We start from the raw sequence: 18,264 nt of genomic DNA, 5'->3' as shown, positions 1-18,264 counted from the left end.
TTAACGGAATAACTCTTCGGTTGTTGGCGTGTTCTGTTGCTGGCCCGGCATTGGTGCGCTCTTTGTTGGCAAATCTTCCTCTTTGAAGACCTCCAGAATCGCATTCTCCTGCCCGGGGTAGGCCAGTAGGCCCGTTTCCGGATCCACCAGTGCGGTGGCAATTCCAGCGGGTTCAATTGGAAGTGACTCCGGCACGTCTCTCAGAGCATCGCGCATAAATTCAATCCATACTGGCAGAGCCGCGGTGCTACCGAATTCACGACGACCCAGCGTCTCCGGTTGGTCAAAGCCAACCCACGCGGTTGCGCTGAGTGCGGTATTGAAGCCAGAGAACCAGGCATCTTTTTGATCATTGGTGGTGCCGGTTTTGCCGCCGAGGTCTGTGCGCTCAAGAACCAATGCTCGACGCCCCGTACCCTTTTTAACCACATCACGCATCATATGGTGAATGATGTAAGCCGTGCGTTCGTCCAACAGACGTTTGGCTAGAGGGCGACCGTCCATTGTCAGCAACTCAGTTTCGCTCTCTACAGCAGTGACCTCTGCTGTGGGTGTGCCTGCTGCCTCTGCGGCTGCGGCAAGCTCAGCGGCTTCAGCAGCGATCATGTCAGCTTGTTGGCGCTCAGGGCAGTAGGCGCAAGCAATTTTTGGATTTGCCTTGAAGAGCTCTTCTCCGGCTGGATTGACGATACGGTCGATAAAGAAGGGCTCGATCTGAAAACCACCATTTGCCAAAATCGCATAAGCAGTCGCGACCTGAATTGGGGTGGCGTCCGCACTGCCGAGTGAGAGCGATAAGTTTGCAGGCAGTTTGGCGGGTTCAAAGCCAAACTGCAGCACAAACTCCCGCATCGACTCAATACCGAGTGCGCGCATCAGGCGGATAGAGATTAGGTTGCGCGAACGGTAAAGCGCTTCACGTAAGCGCGTGGGCCCGCCGAAGCGGCCATTGTCATTTTCTGGACGCCAGTCACCCTCGAGGCTGACATCATTAATCACCACTGGCGCATCGTTGATAACGCTAGCTGGGGTGTAGCCCTGGCTCAGCGCGTAGGTGTAAAGCAGGGGTTTGATGTTAGAGCCAGGTTGGCGATAGGCCTGCAGCGCACGGTTAAATTTGTTGATGTAAAAGCTGAAGCCGCCTGTGAGGGACTGAATTGCGCCGTTCTCTGGATTGAGTGCAATGAAGGCGCCCTGTACTTCAGGAATTTGCGACAGTCGCAGTCCATCGTCAGTGTCGCGAACGCGAATTAGGTCGCCCGCTTCAAGTACATCGCTGGCGCGCTCTGGTTCAGGGCCCATCGCGTTGACAGTTTTGAATGCGCGCGCCCACTTTATACCGCCCCAGCTTAGAGTTTGGCTGGTGCCATCTTTCAGTAGGATCTCCGCGCTCTGTTCGCCTACTGCGGTGACGAGAGCAGGGGTGAGCCCCCCGTAGGCAGGAATAGATTCAAGCTTACTCTGCAAAGTCTCTTCGCTTAGCGCGTTAATGTCGAAGTGCTGCTCCGGGCCACGGTAACCATGGCGCTCCGTGTAGGCGAGTAAGCCAAAACGCAGCGCTGCGTCGGCACTCTCCTGTGAGGTGCTATCGATGGTTGTGTAGACGCTCAGTCCTTCGGTGTAGAGGTCATCACCATAGGTTTCGTAAAGTTGGCTGCGAACCATCTCAGCCACGTACGGCGCTGCAACTTCGATGTCCGCACCGTAGTAGCGTGCGGTCACCGGTTCAGCAACAGCTTCATCATGAGCAATCTGATCGATGTAGCCCAAGCTGAGCATGCGACCCACAATCCAGTTGCGGCGCTCAACAGCACGTGTAGGATTGGTTATCGGGTTGTATGCAGAGGGCGCTTTAGGTAGACCGGCGATCATCGCTAGCTGTGCCAGCGACAGTTGATCAATACTTGTGCCGTAGTAAACACGAGCGGCTGCCTGGATGCCGTATGAGCGGTGGCCAAGGTAGATCTTGTTAACGTATAGCTCGAGGATCTCCTCTTTGGTGAGTTCTCTCTCGATCTGTAGAGCCAGTAAGATCTCGATGAACTTACGCTCGAACGTTCGCTCTCGTGTGAGGAAGAAGTTTTTCGCTACCTGCATGGTGATTGTCGAACCACCGCTCTGTATCTGACCGCTGGTACCGAGCTGGTAGGCCGCACGTACTAAGCCGCGTATATCGATCCCTTGATGTTCGAAAAAGCGAGCATCTTCTGCAGCTTGCAGCGCTTGAACAAAACGTTGAGGAATGGCGTCGAAATCGATCGGTGTACGGCGTTTCTCGCCAAATTCAGCAATCAGCTTCTCATCAGCAGTGTAGACACGTAGAGGTGTCTGAAAACGGACTTCGCGTAGTGTTTCAATATCGGGTAACTGGGGGCTGAAGTAGTAGTAGATTCCACCTGCTGCAATGGCTGCACAGGCCACACCAAACAGTGCTAGCCCAAACAGCCACTTAACTAGTTTTCTCAGAAAACCCATCGAAACCTTCACTTAATCGAAATTTTGTTGCATCAAATTATATAGACCATGCGAAAAGGGTCTACACTCAAATCAGAGTTTTATGCGATTCCTCCCGTAAAAAGAGGTTTGTCGCCGCTACAAAGAACTGTTTGAGTAAAAGGAATCTTCTGTGGTCAGCCTGTTTGGAACTAAGAATGCTGGCTGGATTGGTGTAGACATAGGGTCATCAGCCGTGAAGCTTGCCGCTGTAAGCGCTGCTGGTAAAGGGGTCGAATTGACCGCCTATGCTATCGTTTCGTTGCCCGCTACTGCGGTTGTTGACGGAAATGTCCAGGAACCGGATGTGGTTGCCGAAGCCATCGAGAGGGGCTTAAAGATCAGTGGGGCTAAGTCCAAATTAGCGATCACCTCTGTGCCTTCGTCCGCCGTAATTACAAAAGACCTGCAGATCAGTGATGCCTTTATTGGTATGGAGCTGGAGGAGCAGGTTCGAGTCGAGGCCGATCAATTCGTCCCCTATGCACTGGATGAAGTTGCGCTCGATTTTCAGGTTGTTGGCCCAGTGCAGGGCAACAACGCACTGAATGAAATACTGCTGGTGGCTTGTCGCCGAGACGATGTGGCTAACCGCGAGGATGCGCTCGATAGTGCCGGCCTCAAGTGTGAAGTCGTCGACGTTGATACCTACGTGATGGAGCGGGTCTTGCCTTGGCTAGATCGCGATGCTGAGCCGGGTACCGTCGGTGTTGTCGATCTTGGCGCCTCAACGTTGACGCTCAACGTGCTGCGTGAAGGCAAAGTGATATACAACCGTGAGCAGGCCTTCGGTGGAAATGAGCTTAGCAATACCATACAGCAGCAATACGGTATCGAGGTCGCAGAGGTTGAGAAGCAGCTGCGCATGCGTGAGATCTCGGATGAGATCGAAGAGATGCTGGTGCAGCCTTTTGCCACGGCTGTTGCACAGCAAGTTTCTCGCGCTTTGCAGTTCTACTACTCGTCAGGCTCTCGTAATCAGTTAGACCGGGTATACCTCTGCGGAGGGGTTGCCGGTATTGAGGACCTCGATTCGATTGTTGGTGGTGAGATTGGTGTGGAGACACTGATTGCTAACCCCTGCGCCGGTATGAAGGTAGCCTCGAAGATCAATCCTGTGAAATTGGAAGTGGACGCTCCAACGCTGGTTAAAGCGGTGGGTATGGCGCTACGTAGTCTGGAGAAACAGGGATGAGCGTGACACAGATTAACCTTCGCCCCTGGCGCGAGGAGCGCAACGCTAGGTTGCAGAAAAGCTTCGTTACCAATCTGGTAATGGCCGCCTTGCTGGGTGCACTGACGGTCTACGGCATTATCTACTTCTACGATTTTCAAACTGATCGCCAGCGTGCGCGCAATAACTATCTGACACAAGAGATCGCCAAGTTAGACAAGAAGCTTGAGGAGATTCGCGAGCTTAAACGCCAACGTGAACGTCTACTAGAGCGTCTGAACGCGATCCAAGAGCTGCAGGGTAACCGCCCAATTATCGTGCGTAACTTTGATGAGATGGTGCGGGTTTTGCCAGATGGCATTCACTACTCGTCGTTAACGCGTACCGGAGAGGCGATCAACGTTGATGGCTTGGCTGCAGTGAACGAGGACGTCTCTGAGTTGATGCGTAACCTCAACTCTTCGATCTGGTTTGGCGAGCCTAATCTGTCGCGAGTTAACGCTCAAAACACGCAGCGCAGCTTTAACCTGCGTGTGCCGCTTACAAAGCCAAAAGCTGAGGAGGCGGACCAATGAGTATGATAACAGGCTTTAAAAACGCCTTCCGCGGTTTCGATATCAATAACGCTGACTTCAATACCGCCTGGTCTTGGCCGGTCGGTGTCAAAGTGATCTGTTACATTCTGGTGTTTGGCATTCTTGTTGGTGGTGGTGTCTATTACATGGTGATGGACAAACATAAGCTGCTTGAGCGCGAAATTGCCAAAGAGACAGATCTCAAGCAGCAATATGAATCCAAAGCCTTTCAGGTAGCTTCGCTGGATGCGCTACGCAAACAGATGGCTGACGTTGAGTTGCGCTTCGCCGAACTGCTGCGACAGTTGCCGACCGATAAAGAGGTTCCCGGGCTGCTAGAAGATATCAGTGCTATTGGTAAAAACTCCGGTTTAGATATCGATTCAATTGCGCTGCAGCCAGAGAAGAAGGCGCAGTTCTATGTTGAATTGCCAATTAATATCCAAGTGCGTGGTACCTACCACCAGATGGGTGAGTTTGTCAGTGGCGTGGCGGCGATCAAGCGTATCGTTACCCTGCATGACTACTCGATCCGTCCGGCGGGCGGCAACATGCTTTCAATGAATATCAGCGCGAAGACTTACCGTTATGACGATACTGAATAGCAAGATTTCGGTGGCGGTGGCTTTGACCCTGATGATGCAAGGCTGTATCTGGGTAGAGGACAACACCGACCTTAGACAGTTCGTTGCCGACAAGGCTGCCCAGCCTGGTGGCAAGATAGAGCCTCTGCCAGAATTTAAACCCTACGAGAGTTTCGTGTATGAAGGCTCGAGTCTACGTGATCCGTTTGTGCCTCTGGTAATGCTCACCGAGGAACAAACTATCCCGCAAGACGGTCAGACTGAACTCCAGCCTGACGATGGGCGCATTAAAGAGTATCTCGAGGAGTTTCCTGTTGATCAGCTGGTTATGGTGGGCACCATTACCGCGCTGGAAGATGGTGAATTGATCTCGTTGATTAGAGATACAAATGGTGAAGTCCACCAGGTGGTAGTAGGCAACCACATGGGGCTGGACTATGGTGTAGTTATGGCGATCGACGAGAGATCAATGCAGTTGGAGGAGATAGTCTCCAACGGGCGTGGTGGATGGATGAAGCGCCCTCGCACAGTGGCCCTGCCGGAATTGGAGTGATTTAAGGATGCATAGCAAGATGAACCCCCAAAACCAGAAATCAGCGCGTGGCCGCTTAGGTCGCTTTGGCCGCTGGTTGGTTCTGGCAGTTTCCGCAGGTGTGGCGCTGGGTGCGCAGGCAGCGGATTCAGTACTCAAAGATACTAGCTTTGTAGCACTGCCAGGTCAGAAAACCGAGATTCGCTTCAGCTTCGATGCGCCGCCTCCAGCGCCCAAGGTCTACATGATTGAGTCGCCACCGCGTCTAGTGCTGGACTTCTTTGGTGTTTCGAATGAGCAGGCTCAGCGCTCCTTGTCAGTCGAGTCGGGTGTGGTTTCAACGCTTAATTTCGCGGAGGCTCAGGGGCGACTGCGAGTGGTTGCCAACCTAACTGAGGCGGCAAGCTACACGACCTCGGCGGAAGGCAACAATCTCTTCATTCAGTTGGGTGACGCCCGCATGGGCACGGGCTCTGTTGCTCAGGCAGCACCGGCTGATCGTTCGAACCCAGCAGCTCAGACATCTTCTGTGGCATCAGACCAGACCCAAGTTCAGTCAATTGACTTCGAACGCATTGATGGTGGTACAGGCCGCGTTGTTATTACAATGAGCGACGATGAGGCGGGCTTGGATATCATCGAAGAGGGCAATAATATCGTTGTGAACCTTCTTGGGGCATCACTCGCTAAAAGCCTTGAGAATCGTACCGATGTGCAGGCTTTCGCTACGCCCATCATGTTTATCGATTCAATGGCTGCGGGCCGCAACACAGCAATTCTGATCAAACCTTCTGCTGAGCCTTATGACTACATGGCTTACCAGACTGGCAAGCAGTTGGTACTGGACTTTAAACCGATGACTGACCAGCAACTTGCTGATCGCAAGGCGGATCTGTTCCCCTACTCAGGTGAAGAGATCGACCTTAACTTCCAGAATGTTGAGCTGCGTTCAGTACTGCAGATCATCGCTGAAGTGGCCGAGAAGAACCTCGTTGTTGGTGATGAGGTTGGCGGTAACATTACTCTGCGTTTGAAGAACGTTCCTTGGGACCAGGCTCTGGATATCATTTTGCAGACCAACGGTTTGGATAAACGCATTGTCGGCAACGTGATGCTGGTCGGTGGTGCAGCGCAAATCGCTGAGCGCGAGCGTCAGGAGCTAGAGGCGCAGGAGCAGGTTAAGAATTTAGCTCCGCTGCTCACTGAGTATGTGCAAATTAACTTCCGCAGAGCATCGGAAATGAAAACCTATCTTGAGCAAGCAAATCTCATAAGTGAAAGAGGTTTCCTACTTGCTGATGACCAGACCAATATATTGATGGTGCGTGAGACAGGTGCTTCGATCGAGGAGATTCGTCGGACTCTGAATCGTTTTGATGTGGAAGTAGCTCAAATTATGGTTGAAGCGCGAATTGTTACCGCATCCTCAAGCTTTGCGAAAAACCTAGGCATCAAGTGGGGGCTCTCAAAAACCACCTCTGCTCTTGACGGTGGGCAGTTAACCATCGGAGCAAATGCGACGGATGCGATCGGAATAGATACGGGGCTAAATGTCGACTTTGGCGTTGCAGGGCCGACGATTGCGGTAGGTTTTCTTAAGAACTCTCTGCTCCTTGGTGCCGAGTTGTCTGCTCTCGAGAGTACCGGTAGCGGTGAAGTAATCTCACAGCCAAAAATCATCACGACAAACGGTAAGGCTGCCAATATTACTTCCGGTCAGCAGATTCCGTATCAGACGGTCGAAGATGGCAGCACTAGTACAGCTTTCAAGGATGTTGCGCTGACGCTCAACGTAACTCCACAGCTCAATCCAGGTGATCGAATTGCTATGGACTTGGCGATAAATCAGGATAGTATTGGCCGCACATTGGCGAACGGTGAGATATCCATCAACACCAACCAACTGAATACTTCGGTTGTGGTTAATGATGGTGATACCATAGTGCTAGGTGGGGTTTTCCGTACAGAAGCTACGGAAGGGGTTGAGAAAGTGCCATTACTTGGTGATCTCCCTGTTGTTGGTGCTGCTTTTAGAAGCAAGCAGACACAGGAAGAGAAAAATGAACTCCTAATCTTCATCACCCCGAAACTGATTCGTGAGGCGCTGACCTCTCGGTAGTAAAGAGTTGGTCGTTTTTGAAGATATTTCTAATCGGCCCTATGGGATCTGGAAAGAGCACCATAGGGCGTTTGCTTTCTAATGAGTTAAAACTTGAGTTTATCGACTCCGATAAAGTGATCGAGGAGCGTGCCGGGGCGAATATCCCCTGGATCTTTGACGTCGAGGGCGAGGATGGCTTTCGCGATCGGGAAGAGAACGTGATTGATCAGGTTTCCGAGCAGGACAATATCGTACTCGCGACAGGGGGGGGGGTTGTTTTGCGTGAGAATAATCGGCAGAGACTGCGTGAGCGTGGTTTTGTTGTCTATCTGCACGCCAGCGTCGATCAGCAGGTTGAGCGTACTTCACGTGATAAAAATCGCCCCCTGCTTCAAACCGCGAATCCCCGTGAACGTTTAGAAGAGTTAATTCGCGTGCGCGACCCACTCTACCGTCAGACTGCAGATTTCATCTTGCGTACAGACCGTCGCCACCCGCGTGCCGTCATTGGCGAGATCGTTAAAGCGCTCAAGAAAAATCGTATTTTGGGATCGGGTGAAGCTGGTCCAACAGAGTCTTCCCCAGGCCAGTCCAGAATGGAGCAGCATTGATGCGCCAACTACGTGTTGAGCTGGGTGAGCGCAGCTACCCGATATTTGTAGGTGAAAATCTTTTTCAGGCCGTTGACCTGCAAGGCCTAATAAAAGGTAAGCAGGTAATGATCGTGACGAATGAGACGATCGCGCCGCTCTACCTCGATGAGTTGAAGCAACAGTTGCCCGATCTGCAGGTCGATGAGGTGATTTTGCCCGACGGCGAGTCGTTTAAAACGCTCGAGCACCTCAACTCCATCTTTGATGCCCTCCTAAGAATGAAGCACAACCGTACAACGACGTTGATCGCGTTAGGCGGTGGCGTTGTGGGGGATATGACCGGATTTGCAGCGGCGAGCTATCAGCGTGGTGTTGATTTTATCCAGATTCCAACGACGCTTTTATCCCAAGTAGATTCGTCTGTCGGTGGCAAGACAGGTGTGAATCATCCGCTGGGTAAAAACATGATTGGCGCTTTCTACCAGCCCAAAGCTGTCTTGGCCGACACTAAAATACTCCGGTCACTCCCTCCGCGTGAGCTTGCGGCGGGTCTGGCTGAAGTTATCAAGTATGGTCTGATCTACGATGAGGCTTTCCTGACCTGGATCGAAGCTAATATCGAACAGCTCAATAATTTAGAACCTAAAGCTCTCGCCCAGGCGATCTACCGCTCCTGCGAAATTAAAGCTGAAGTGGTCGCGCAGGACGAGCGTGAAGGCAGCATCCGTGCGATTCTCAATCTGGGGCACACCTTTGGCCACGCCATTGAGACCGATCAGGGCTACGGTACTTGGCTGCACGGTGAAGCAGTAGGCGCGGGCATGCAGATGGCTGCAGATCTGTCACACCGACTTGGCTGGCTCAGCAATGCCGATCTGGCGCGCACTCAAGCGATCCTTAAGGCTGCGCACCTTCCGACTGAGCCGCCCTCAAGTATGGAGCCTCAGCGCTTCCTGGAGTTGATGTCGGTGGATAAGAAGGTGCTGGATGGTCGCATACGCCTGGTGCTGCTAGAGCAGCTTGGGAAGGCTGTAGTCACTGATAGTTTTGACTCTGCACTGCTGCAGCAGACCCTTGAGCAGCACTACGCGCCTGAAGCCGTGGCGGAGTAGATTTTGATGCGGGTGCCAAATATCCATTTTGAGCCCGAATCGCGCCAGTTGCAGAGAGCACGCCTGGAGCATCTGCTGAGTTTTTCTGATTTGGTGATGCTGTTGGTTGCCGAGCAAGGGTTGGGTCGCTCCCATCTGCTGGCACAATTGAAGCCCGAACAGAGTCCGATGCAGCCGAACTGGGTCCATCTGTCTTTGGAAACCGCTTTCGACGTTACGCACCTTTTGCAGGCGCTAATTGCGTTGTCGGGAATCAGTTGCGAACCCAACAACCGAGCAAGACTGACAGCGCTACACGCTTATGCTCGTGAGCTAGAGCAGTTGGACCAGCGTCTGCACATCTGCGTAGATGATGCTGATTATCTCTCCGATAACGCGCTTGAACTGCTGCTTAACTTCTCCAAGATTGATAGTGCCGCGCCACGTGTGCTGTTGGCCGGCTTGCCTGAGTTTGAACAACGTTTCTTTGAACGCGAGTTTAATCGTCTAGTTGAGGGTTCATTGCATGTTGAACATCTGCAGCCCTACACGGCTGAAGAGGCGCGCGCCTTTGTCGATGCGCACCTGCTAGATGGACGTCAGTTTAAGGACGCTGAATATCGACGTCTGCTGCTAGATAGTCAGGGACGGCCTGATCTGTTGAAGTCAGCCTTAGCCAAGCTGTTGGATAAGGAACCTGCCCGAGCTGGGGTCAAAGGCGCGGTAAGCAATCGATGGTACTGGGCCGGTATTCTGTTGGTGTTAGCTACTACGGCAGGCGCTATCGGTTACCTCTACTCTCCCAGTGCAACAGTTGAGCCGGCGGTTACTACACCGCTGGAAATTCCCATCCCACAAGTTGTGCAAGCGGCCAAACAGTCGGAACCCGAGCTGGTGGCTGCGCGTTCCGAGCTGTCGAAGCGTCTAGAGGAGCAAGAGCAGCGACTGGCTGAAGTTGCAGACCTGACCTCTCAAGAGCGGGATGCTGTGGCAGAGTCCGAACCTACTGAGGTGGTGAAAGAGATCACGCCCGCGCCAGAACCCACGCCGGTCAGTGTCGCTGATTCACAGTCAGAGATAGCTCCCGAAACGACGCAGCCGCAAACACCCGCTCCCGTGGTTGAGGAATTAACACCTACTGCGCCGGATCAACAGACGGTTGACGTGAGTCAGCTACCCCCGGGAGCGGAGTTGGAAGCGGACTCAACGGTGGCGAGTTCTGGCACAGCTGCGGAAGTTGCGATCTCAGTCCAAGCTGATAAGGAGCCAGAACCGGAACCGCAGCCGACTCAGCTGGCGCAAGGTACGAGCGCTGAGCCTCAGCCCGCTATCCCTGCAACACCAGCTCCGCGCTCTGCGCAGACGATTAGCTCCGAGCAGACGACCAGCCGCTTTAGTGCAGACATCGAAACAGTCCTCGGGTGGTCAGCCACGGATCTAACAGTACAGTTATTGGCTGCACGCGAGGAGCAGACGGCCGATAAACTGATCGCTCGCTATGGTTCGGCCACACCGATGCTTAAACTTAGCTACCCCTACAAAGGGTCACCACGGTTCACTGTCGTAACCGGACACTACCCCAGTCGTGCGGCGGCAAATCAGGCTATTTCCAAACTTCCGGTTGAGTTACAGCGGCTTAAACCCTGGATACGCTCTGTTACGGGTCTGAAGAGTGAACTTAATAGCGCTCTGAACCCGTAATTCCCTCCGTCAGTTAACTCTAAGTCCTTGTCCCACTTTGGCTTAGCCACTTGGCTCGATTTGTAGCTGACGCGCTTCACGTGTAAAATTAGCGGCCCTCTCGCTCTGCTGAGTGCATTGAGCGAGCTGTTTCAGCTGCATAACTAGCTGATTTAATTAAAGTTTTTATTTGGAATTTGGCGTATGAGCAACGGTCTGTATCGCGCGGATGAGTTTAAGGACAACTGTGGCTTTGGTCTTATGGCCCACATGCAAGGCGAAGCCAGTCATGGAGTGCTGACCAAAGCGATTGAAGCTCTGGCATGTATGACACACCGCGGTGGTATCGCTGCCGACGGTAAAACGGGTGATGGCTGTGGTCTGCTGATGCAGATGCCGCGCGGTTTTATGCGTGCTGCTGCAAAAGCAGAGCTGGGCGTTGAGCTGGCGGATAACTTTGCTGTGGGTATGGTATTCCTATCGCAGAGTGCTGAACTGGCTGACCAAGCGCGCAACGCAATGAACACTGAACTAGCTGCACAGGGTCTGGAAGTTGCCGGCTGGCGTGTAGTGCCAACTGATACCGAGTGTCTGGGTCCGATCGCAAAAGAGACACTGCCGCAGATTGAGCAGGTTCTGGTTAACGTTGGTGAGATGAGCGAGCGCGAGCTGGCGGTGGCGCTGTTTGTCGCGCGTCGTAAAGCTGAGATCGCCATGAACGCCGATCCAGACTTCTACATCTGTTCTCTGTCAGAGCGTGTTATCAGCTACAAAGGCCTGATGATGCCGGTGGATCTACCCGTATTCTACAAGGATCTGGCAGACGAGAACCTTGAGACCGCGGTAGTGACCTATCACCAGCGTTTCTCAACTAACACTGCACCTCGCTGGCCGCTGGCTCAGCCGTTCCGCTTCCTCGCGCACAACGGTGAGATCAACACCATTGAGGGCAACCGTAACTGGGCGCGTGCGCGTGCGTCTAAGTTCCAGACTCCACTGATTCCAAATCTCGATGAGTTGCAGCCAATCGTTAACACTACAGGTTCTGACTCCTCATCGATGGATAACATGATCGAGTTTCTGCTGGTAGGTGGTATCGACCTCTACCGCGCAGTGCGCATGATCATTCCACCTGCATGGCAGAACGTAGATACGATGGACGCTGAACTGCGCGCCTTCTACGAGTACAACTCGATGCACATGGAGCCTTGGGATGGCCCTGCAGGCATGGTAATGACTGACGGTCGTTACGCTGTTTGTATGCTTGACCGAAACGGCCTGCGTCCATCGCGCTGGGTAATGACCAAAGATGGGATGATCTGTACTGCCTCTGAAATAGGTGTATTCAGCTACGAGCCGAACGATATCGTTGCTCAAGGCCGAGTTGGACCAGGTCAGATTCTGGCGATTGATACGCAGACTGGCGATGTGCTGCATACGCAGGATGTCGACAACCGTCTGAAGAAGGCGCAGCCCTACAAGCAGTGGCTGAAAGAGAACACTCTACGTCTTGAAAACACCATGAACCTCACTGAGGAGTCTAAATCTTTCCCTGAAATGTCAGTGGAAGAGGTTAAGACCCACATGAAGATGTTCAACGTCTCTTATGAAGAGCGTGATCAGGTTATCCGTCCACTCGGTGAGAGCGCGATGGAAGCGGTTGGCTCTATGGGCGACGACAAGCCTATGGCCGTGCTATCTGAGCAGATCCGCTCGCCATACGACTACTTCCGTCAGCAGTTCGCGCAGGTAACCAACCCGCCAATTGATCCGCTGCGTGAAGCGATCGTCATGTCGCTCGAGACCTGTCTCGGTCGCGAGCAGAACGTTTTTGAAGAGACTGCTGACCACGCACGTCGTGTTGTTCTGACAATGCCGGTGCTCTCAGCAAGTAAGTTTATTCGTATTCGCGATAATGATGTCGCTGGCTTTGAGCCGCAGGTCATTGAGTTGAACTACGACCCTGCAGCAGCGTCACTGGAACAGGCAATTAAGGCTGTCTGTGACGAAGCTGAAGCGGCGGTTCGCAACGGTAAAGCGCTGATCATCCTATCTGACAAAGCGATTGAGAAGGGCAAGTTGCCTATCCACGCTGCTATGGCGACCGGTGCAGTTCACCACCGCCTGATCGATACCGGTCTGCGTACCGATGCCAATATCATCGTAGAGACCGGCACTGCACGTGACCCGCACCACTTCGCTGTGTTGTTCGGCTTCGGTGCCACGGCTGTTTACCCATACCTGGCCTACCGAGTACTGACTGATCTTTGTCGTACCGGTGAGTTGGCGATAGAGCCACTACAGAGCCACGAGAACTACCGTAAGGGTATCGATAAAGGTCTATTTAAGATCCTGTCTAAGATGGGTATCTCAACCATCGCCTCTTACCGTGGTGCACAGCTGTTTGAAGCGATCGGCCTCTCTAACGAGATTGTTGATCTCTGTTTCAAAGGTGTAATGAGTCGTATCCAGGGTGCGAAGTTTGAGCACTTTGAGAAGGATCAGCAGACGCTGGCGAAACTGGCGTTCAACCCACGCAAAGCACTGAAGATCGGTGGCCTGCTGAAGTACAAGTTTGGTGAAGAGTACCACGCGTACAACCCAGACGTAGTTAAGGCGATTCACGACGCAGTGCGCACTGGCGAGCAGTCACACTATGATCGCTACGCCAAGCTCGTTAACGAGCGTGGTGTTGCGACAATTCGTGACATGCTGGCACTGAAATCGGGTAATGCGATTGCCCTGAGTGAAGTTGAGCCGGCAGAAGCGCTCTACCCACGTTTCGATACCGCAGCGATGTCGCTCGGCGCTCTGTCGCCTGAAGCGCATGAGGCACTGGCTGTTGCGATGAACGAACTGGGTGGTCGCTCGAACTCTGGCGAGGGTGGTGAGGATCCAGCACGTCACGGCACAATCAAGCGTTCTAAGATTAAGCAGATCGCTTCAGGTCGCTTTGGTGTAACCCCAGAGTACCTGGCGAACGCTGAAGTTATGCAGATCAAAGTAGCCCAAGGTGCGAAGCCGGGCGAAGGTGGTCAGCTGCCAGGTGGTAAGGTCAACTCGTTGATCGCGCGTCTGCGTTACTCGGTACCGGGTGTGACACTGATCTCGCCTCCGCCACACCATGACATCTACTCGATCGAGGATTTGGCACAGCTGATCTTCGATCTTAAGCAGGTAAACCCTGAAGCCTTTGTATCAGTCAAGTTGGTTTCACGTCCGGGTGTCGGCACCATCGCCTGTGGTGTTGCCAAGGCCTATGCAGATCTGATTACCATTTCAGGTTACGACGGTGGTACGGCGGCATCGCCGATCACATCGATTCATTACGCTGGTTCCCCATGGGAGCTGGGTCTGGCGGATACTCACCAGTCTCTGCGCGGCAACCACCTGCGTGGTTCGATCCGTCTACAGACAGACGGTGGTTTGAAGACAGGTTTAGACGTTATCAAAGCTGCCATCCTCGGCGCTGAGAGCTTCGGCTTCGGTACTATGCCGATGGTAGCGCTGGGTTGTAAGTACCTGCGTATCTGTCACCTCAATAACTGTGCGACCGGTGTAGCGACTCAGAACGATCGTCTGCGTAGCGACCACTTCCGCGGTACCGTTGAGATGGTTAAGAACTATTTCCGCTTCGTTGCAGAAGAGTGTCGTGCACTGATGGCACAGCTTGGCGTACGCACAGTGGAAGAGTTGGTGGGTCGCGTAGATCTGCTTGAGGTGATTGAAGGTCGCACTGAGCGTCAGCGTTCACTCGATCTTTCACCAATCATCAGTGATGCAGGCATCCCAGCTGAGTACCCGCACACCGTGCAGCGCGACCGTAATGAGCCGTTCGATAAGGGCACGCTCAATACCCACATGCTGGAGCTGGCACAGTCTGCTATTGATGGTGCGACTAGCGGTGAGTGGACCCTTGAGATCACAAACTGTGACCGTTCTATCGGCGCGCGTACTTCAGGTGCTATTGCTAAGAAGCACGGCAACCTCGGTATGTCCGAGCAGCCAATCACCTTTAACTTCCGTGGTCACGCGGGTCAGTCGTTTGGCGTTTGGAACGCAGGCGGTCAGAACCTGATCCTCGAAGGCGATGCTAACGATTACGTCGGTAAAGGCATGGCTGGTGGTAAGGTTGTTGTTAAGCCGTTTAAAGAGCTGGATCTAAAAACAACTGATCTAGCAATCATCGGTAACACCTGTCTGTATGGAGCGACTGGCGGTAAGCTTTTCGCTGCAGGCACCGCGGGCGAGCGCTTCGGTGTGCGTAACTCAGGTGTACATGCCGTTGTAGAGGGCGCTGGCGATCACTGTTGTGAATACATGACAGGCGGTCTGGTAACAGTTCTCGGTTCTACCGGCTACAACTTTGGCGCGGGTATGACAGGCGGCTTCGCTTACGTGCTGGACATGGAGCGTACCTTCGTCGACAAGTACAACCACGAGCTGGTTGATATCCACCGTATTCATACGGAGTCGATGGAGCAGTACCGCAACCACCTGCGCTCAGTAATTATTGAGTTCGTACGTGAGACTGGCAGCCCATGGGGTCAGGAGATCGTTGATAATCTGGAAGATTACATCGGTTCGTTCTGGCTGGTTAAACCTAAGGCTGCAAGCCTAGGTCAACTGCTGAACAACCTGTCGAGCTCGCCTGAGTAAGGCTGATAAAAGAATTTTAAGTCTGTGCCTGCGGTGCGCCGCAGGCGAATAATTTAGAGGTGGGACTATGACTACCCGTCTAAGTAATAACTTCCAGTTTGTGGAAGTGGAGCGCGAAGGCCCAGCAAAGATCAATGCTGAGGTTCGTCGTGGTCAGTTTGCTGAGATCTACGAGCCGTTTGCCAAGGCTGATGTGGCTGATCAGGCACACCGTTGTCTTGCGTGTGGCAATCCATACTGTTCATGGAAGTGTCCAGTACACAACCATATTCCGGACTGGTTGAAGCTGGTTTCTGATGGCAACTTGCTGGAAGCTGCAGAGCTTTCACATCAGACCAACTCACTGCCAGAAGTCTGTGGTCGAGTTTGTCCGCAGGACCGTCTATGTGAAGATGCCTGTACTCTGAATGAGGAGTTCGGTGCGGTCACTATCGGTGCTGTCGAGAAATACATAACTGATACTGCATTCGCGCTTGGCTGGCGTCCAGACACTTCAGGTGTCGTATGGACTGATAAGAAAGTTGCGATTATCGGTGCAGGCCCTGCAGGTCTTGGTTGTGCTGATATTCTGGCGCGTAACGGCGTTAAACCCGTTGTTTTCGATCGTAACCCAGAGATCGGTGGTCTGCTGACCTTCGGTATCCCTGAGTTCAAACTCGAAAAAGATGTAATGGTTCGTCGTCGCGAAGTGTTTGAAGCGATGGGCGTTGAGTTCCAGCTCAACACCGAAGTGGGCAAAGACGTTCAGATGGACGCACTGCTAGCTGAATACGACGCTGTCTTCCTGGGTATGGGTACTTACACCTACATGAAGGGCGGCTTCCCAGGTGAAGACCTCGATGGCGTTTACGACGCCCTGCCGTTCCTGATCTCTAACGTAAATCACTGCCGTGGTTACGAGAAAGATGCCTCTGAGTACATCAGCATGGAAGGCAAAAAAGTTGTTGTTCTCGGTGGTGGTGACACCGCAATGGACTGTAACCGCACCTCAATTCGTCAGCAGGCCGCGAGCGTAACCTGTGCTTACCGCCGTGACGAAGCGAACATGCCGGGCTCTAAGCGCGAAGTTGTGAACGCTAAAGAGGAAGGCGTACAGTTCATGTTCAACCGTCAGCCTGTTGAGGTTGTTGGCGAGAATGGCAAAGTGACCGGTATTAAGCTGGTGACCACTCAGATGGGTGAACCCGATGAGAACGGTCGTCGCCGCGCTGAAGTAGTTGAAGGTTCAGAAGAGGTTCTGCCAGCTGACGCTATTCTGGTTGCCTTCGGTTTCCGTCCAAGCCCAGCGCCGTGGATGACTGAACTGGGCATCGAACTGCATCAGGATGGTCGCGTTGACTGTGCTCAAACTGGCGAGCGTCTACCGTTCCAGACCAGCAACCCGAAAGTCTTTGCGGGTGGTGATATGGTTCGCGGCTCAGATCTGGTTGTTACCGCGATCTACGAAGGTCGTGAAGCAGCTGAAGGGATCATGGACTTCCTCGAAGTTTAATCCCCAGTCAGCAGTGAAAAAACCGCTCTCTTCGGACAGCGGTTTTTTTATGTTCGTTTTATGCTGATCGGGGTAGCGCAGAGAACGGAAAACTGAAGAAGAGTTTTAACCGCGAACTTTTGTATAGCCCTAAAGTAGCGGCACGTTCGGTTCAAAACGGGTACAATTCCGGAAATTTTTTGAGAGTTATGGATAGAGATTCACCTATGTCTGAGTTGAAGAACGATCGCTTTCTGCGCGCCCTTCTGAAAGAGCCAGTTGATGTCACGCCTGTATGGATGATGCGTCAGGCTGGGCGTTACCTACCTGAGTACCGTGAGACGCGTGCGCGTGCTGGTGACTTTATGGGGCTCTGTGGTAACCCTGAGCTGGCTTGTGAGGTGACTCTGCAGCCGCTGGAGCGTTTCCCTCTAGATGCGGCGATTCTCTTCTCCGATATTTTGACTGTGCCAGATGCCATGGGCCTGGGTCTCTACTTCGAAACGGGTGAGGGGCCACGCTTCAAGAAGATTATTCGCTCTGAGGCAGATGTAGATTCACTGCCTATTCCTGATCCTCAAGCGGATCTTGGCTACGTGATGGATGCTGTGAAGACTATCCGTCGTGAACTCAATGGCCGCGTACCACTGATTGGTTTCTCGGGTAGCCCCTGGACGCTGGCGACCTACATGATTGAGGGTGGCTCGAGCAAAGATTTCCGTCACATCAAAGGGATGATGTACTCAGAGCCTGCAACGCTGCACAAACTGCTCGATAAGCTAGCAGATTCAGTGATTCTCTACCTCAACGAGCAGATTCGTTGTGGTGCCCAGGCAGTGCAGATCTTCGATACTTGGGGCGGATCATTGAGTGGTCCGATGTACCTAGAGTTCTCGCTGAAATATATGCAGAAGATTGCTGCCGGTCTTATTCGTGAGAATGAGGGGCGTAAGGTTCCAGTGATCATGTTCACCAAAAACGGCGGTCAGTGGCTCGAGTCCATGGCTGAAGTCGGTGCTGATGCACTGGGTCTGGATTGGACAACGGATATCGGTGATGCGCGTCGCCGCGTTGGTGATAAGGTTTCTCTGCAGGGTAATATGGATCCATCTGTGCTTTACGGTACGCCTGCGCGTATCCGTGAAGAGGTTGCTCGTATTCTGGAAGGGTATGGAAGCGGCTCGGGTCATGTGATGAACCTGGGTCACGGTATCCACCAGTTTGCTGATCCTGAGCGCGCTAAAGTCTTCGTAGAAGCTGTGCATGAGCTGAGTGCCCAGTATCACGATTAAGAGTCCCCGGGTAAGATAT

At 53.0% G+C, this 18,264-nt stretch carries 12 protein-coding genes; 11 read left to right on the top strand and 1 reads right to left on the bottom strand.

From position 1 onward, the window contains the following. The gene (locus AC1WNR_RS14705) at positions 1-2,475 is read right to left on the bottom strand and encodes a penicillin-binding protein 1A (RefSeq protein ID WP_481645242.1); all 2,475 of its coding nucleotides are present in this window, start codon (positions 2,473-2,475) and stop codon (positions 1-3) included. Positions 2,476-2,626: 151 nt separating this feature from the next. Between AC1WNR_RS14705 and pilM the strand changes: the two genes are divergently transcribed. The 11 genes from pilM (at position 2,627) to hemE (ending at position 18,245) form a co-directional block, all read left to right on the top strand. Further along, positions 2,627-3,688 carry a type IV pilus assembly protein PilM gene (gene pilM, locus AC1WNR_RS14700; RefSeq protein ID WP_481645241.1) on the top strand — a complete coding sequence of 354 codons (1,062 nt, stop codon included), beginning with the start codon at positions 2,627-2,629 and terminating at the stop codon, positions 3,686-3,688. Then, positions 3,685-4,242 (top strand): PilN domain-containing protein, encoded by a 558-nt coding sequence (locus tag AC1WNR_RS14695; protein WP_481645240.1) that lies wholly within the window; start codon positions 3,685-3,687, stop codon positions 4,240-4,242. Before pilM ends, AC1WNR_RS14695 begins: the two co-directional genes overlap by 4 nt. Beyond that, positions 4,239-4,847: a type IV pilus inner membrane component PilO gene (locus AC1WNR_RS14690; RefSeq protein WP_481645239.1), complete on the top strand. Its 609-nt coding sequence runs from the start codon at positions 4,239-4,241 to the stop codon at positions 4,845-4,847. The genes AC1WNR_RS14695 and AC1WNR_RS14690 overlap by 4 nt, the downstream gene beginning before the upstream one ends. After that, positions 4,831-5,379 carry a pilus assembly protein PilP gene (locus tag AC1WNR_RS14685; RefSeq protein WP_481645238.1) on the top strand — a complete coding sequence of 183 codons (549 nt, stop codon included), beginning with the start codon at positions 4,831-4,833 and terminating at the stop codon, positions 5,377-5,379. Before AC1WNR_RS14690 ends, AC1WNR_RS14685 begins: the two co-directional genes overlap by 17 nt. 19 nt (positions 5,380-5,398) lie before the next feature. Further along, a complete protein-coding gene (locus AC1WNR_RS14680) occupies positions 5,399-7,477 on the top strand; it encodes a type IV pilus secretin PilQ (protein WP_481645237.1) in 2,079 nt (692 codons plus the stop codon). Positions 7,478-7,494: 17 nt separating this feature from the next. Beyond that, positions 7,495-8,070 (top strand): shikimate kinase AroK, encoded by a 576-nt coding sequence (aroK, locus tag AC1WNR_RS14675; protein WP_481645236.1) that lies wholly within the window; start codon positions 7,495-7,497, stop codon positions 8,068-8,070. Continuing rightward, complete coding sequence (aroB, locus tag AC1WNR_RS14670) at positions 8,070-9,164, top strand: 3-dehydroquinate synthase (protein WP_481645235.1); 1,095 nt, start codon at positions 8,070-8,072, stop codon at positions 9,162-9,164. Before aroK ends, aroB begins: the two co-directional genes overlap by 1 nt. A 6-nt stretch (positions 9,165-9,170) precedes the next feature. After that, a complete protein-coding gene (locus AC1WNR_RS14665) occupies positions 9,171-10,844 on the top strand; it encodes an AAA family ATPase (protein ID WP_481645234.1) in 1,674 nt (557 codons plus the stop codon). Positions 10,845-11,027: 183 nt separating this feature from the next. After that, a complete protein-coding gene (gltB, locus tag AC1WNR_RS14660) occupies positions 11,028-15,482 on the top strand; it encodes a glutamate synthase large subunit (RefSeq protein ID WP_481645233.1) in 4,455 nt (1,484 codons plus the stop codon). A gap of 67 nt (positions 15,483-15,549) precedes the next feature. Then, positions 15,550-16,974 (top strand): FAD-dependent oxidoreductase, encoded by a 1,425-nt coding sequence (locus tag AC1WNR_RS14655; protein ID WP_481645232.1) that lies wholly within the window; start codon positions 15,550-15,552, stop codon positions 16,972-16,974. A gap of 206 nt (positions 16,975-17,180) precedes the next feature. After that, entirely contained in the window at positions 17,181-18,245 is a 1,065-nt protein-coding gene (gene hemE, locus AC1WNR_RS14650; protein ID WP_481645231.1) for a uroporphyrinogen decarboxylase, read from the top strand. The last annotated feature ends 19 nt before the right edge of the window (positions 18,246-18,264 follow it).

The sequence above is a fragment of the Marinobacterium marisflavi genome, assembly GCF_982447095.1.
This window is presented reverse-complemented; position numbering and strand designations above follow the sequence as displayed.

What these genes read in the sequence shown, in the direction of transcription:
- AC1WNR_RS14705 (WP_481645242.1), bottom strand. Translation starts at nt 2,475, where the DNA reads ATGGGTTTTCTGAGAAAACTAGTTAAGTGGCTGTTTGGGCTAGCACTG.
- AC1WNR_RS14695 (WP_481645240.1), top strand. Translation starts at nt 3,685, where the DNA reads ATGAGCGTGACACAGATTAACCTTCGCCCCTGGCGCGAGGAGCGCAAC.
- AC1WNR_RS14690 (WP_481645239.1), top strand. Translation starts at nt 4,239, where the DNA reads ATGAGTATGATAACAGGCTTTAAAAACGCCTTCCGCGGTTTCGATATC.
- AC1WNR_RS14685 (WP_481645238.1), top strand. Translation starts at nt 4,831, where the DNA reads ATGACGATACTGAATAGCAAGATTTCGGTGGCGGTGGCTTTGACCCTG.
- AC1WNR_RS14680 (WP_481645237.1), top strand. Translation starts at nt 5,399, where the DNA reads ATGAACCCCCAAAACCAGAAATCAGCGCGTGGCCGCTTAGGTCGCTTT.
- aroB (WP_481645235.1), top strand. Translation starts at nt 8,070, where the DNA reads ATGCGCCAACTACGTGTTGAGCTGGGTGAGCGCAGCTACCCGATATTT.
- AC1WNR_RS14665 (WP_481645234.1), top strand. Translation starts at nt 9,171, where the DNA reads ATGCGGGTGCCAAATATCCATTTTGAGCCCGAATCGCGCCAGTTGCAG.
- gltB (WP_481645233.1), top strand. Translation starts at nt 11,028, where the DNA reads ATGAGCAACGGTCTGTATCGCGCGGATGAGTTTAAGGACAACTGTGGC.
- AC1WNR_RS14655 (WP_481645232.1), top strand. Translation starts at nt 15,550, where the DNA reads ATGACTACCCGTCTAAGTAATAACTTCCAGTTTGTGGAAGTGGAGCGC.
- hemE (WP_481645231.1), top strand. Translation starts at nt 17,181, where the DNA reads ATGTCTGAGTTGAAGAACGATCGCTTTCTGCGCGCCCTTCTGAAAGAG.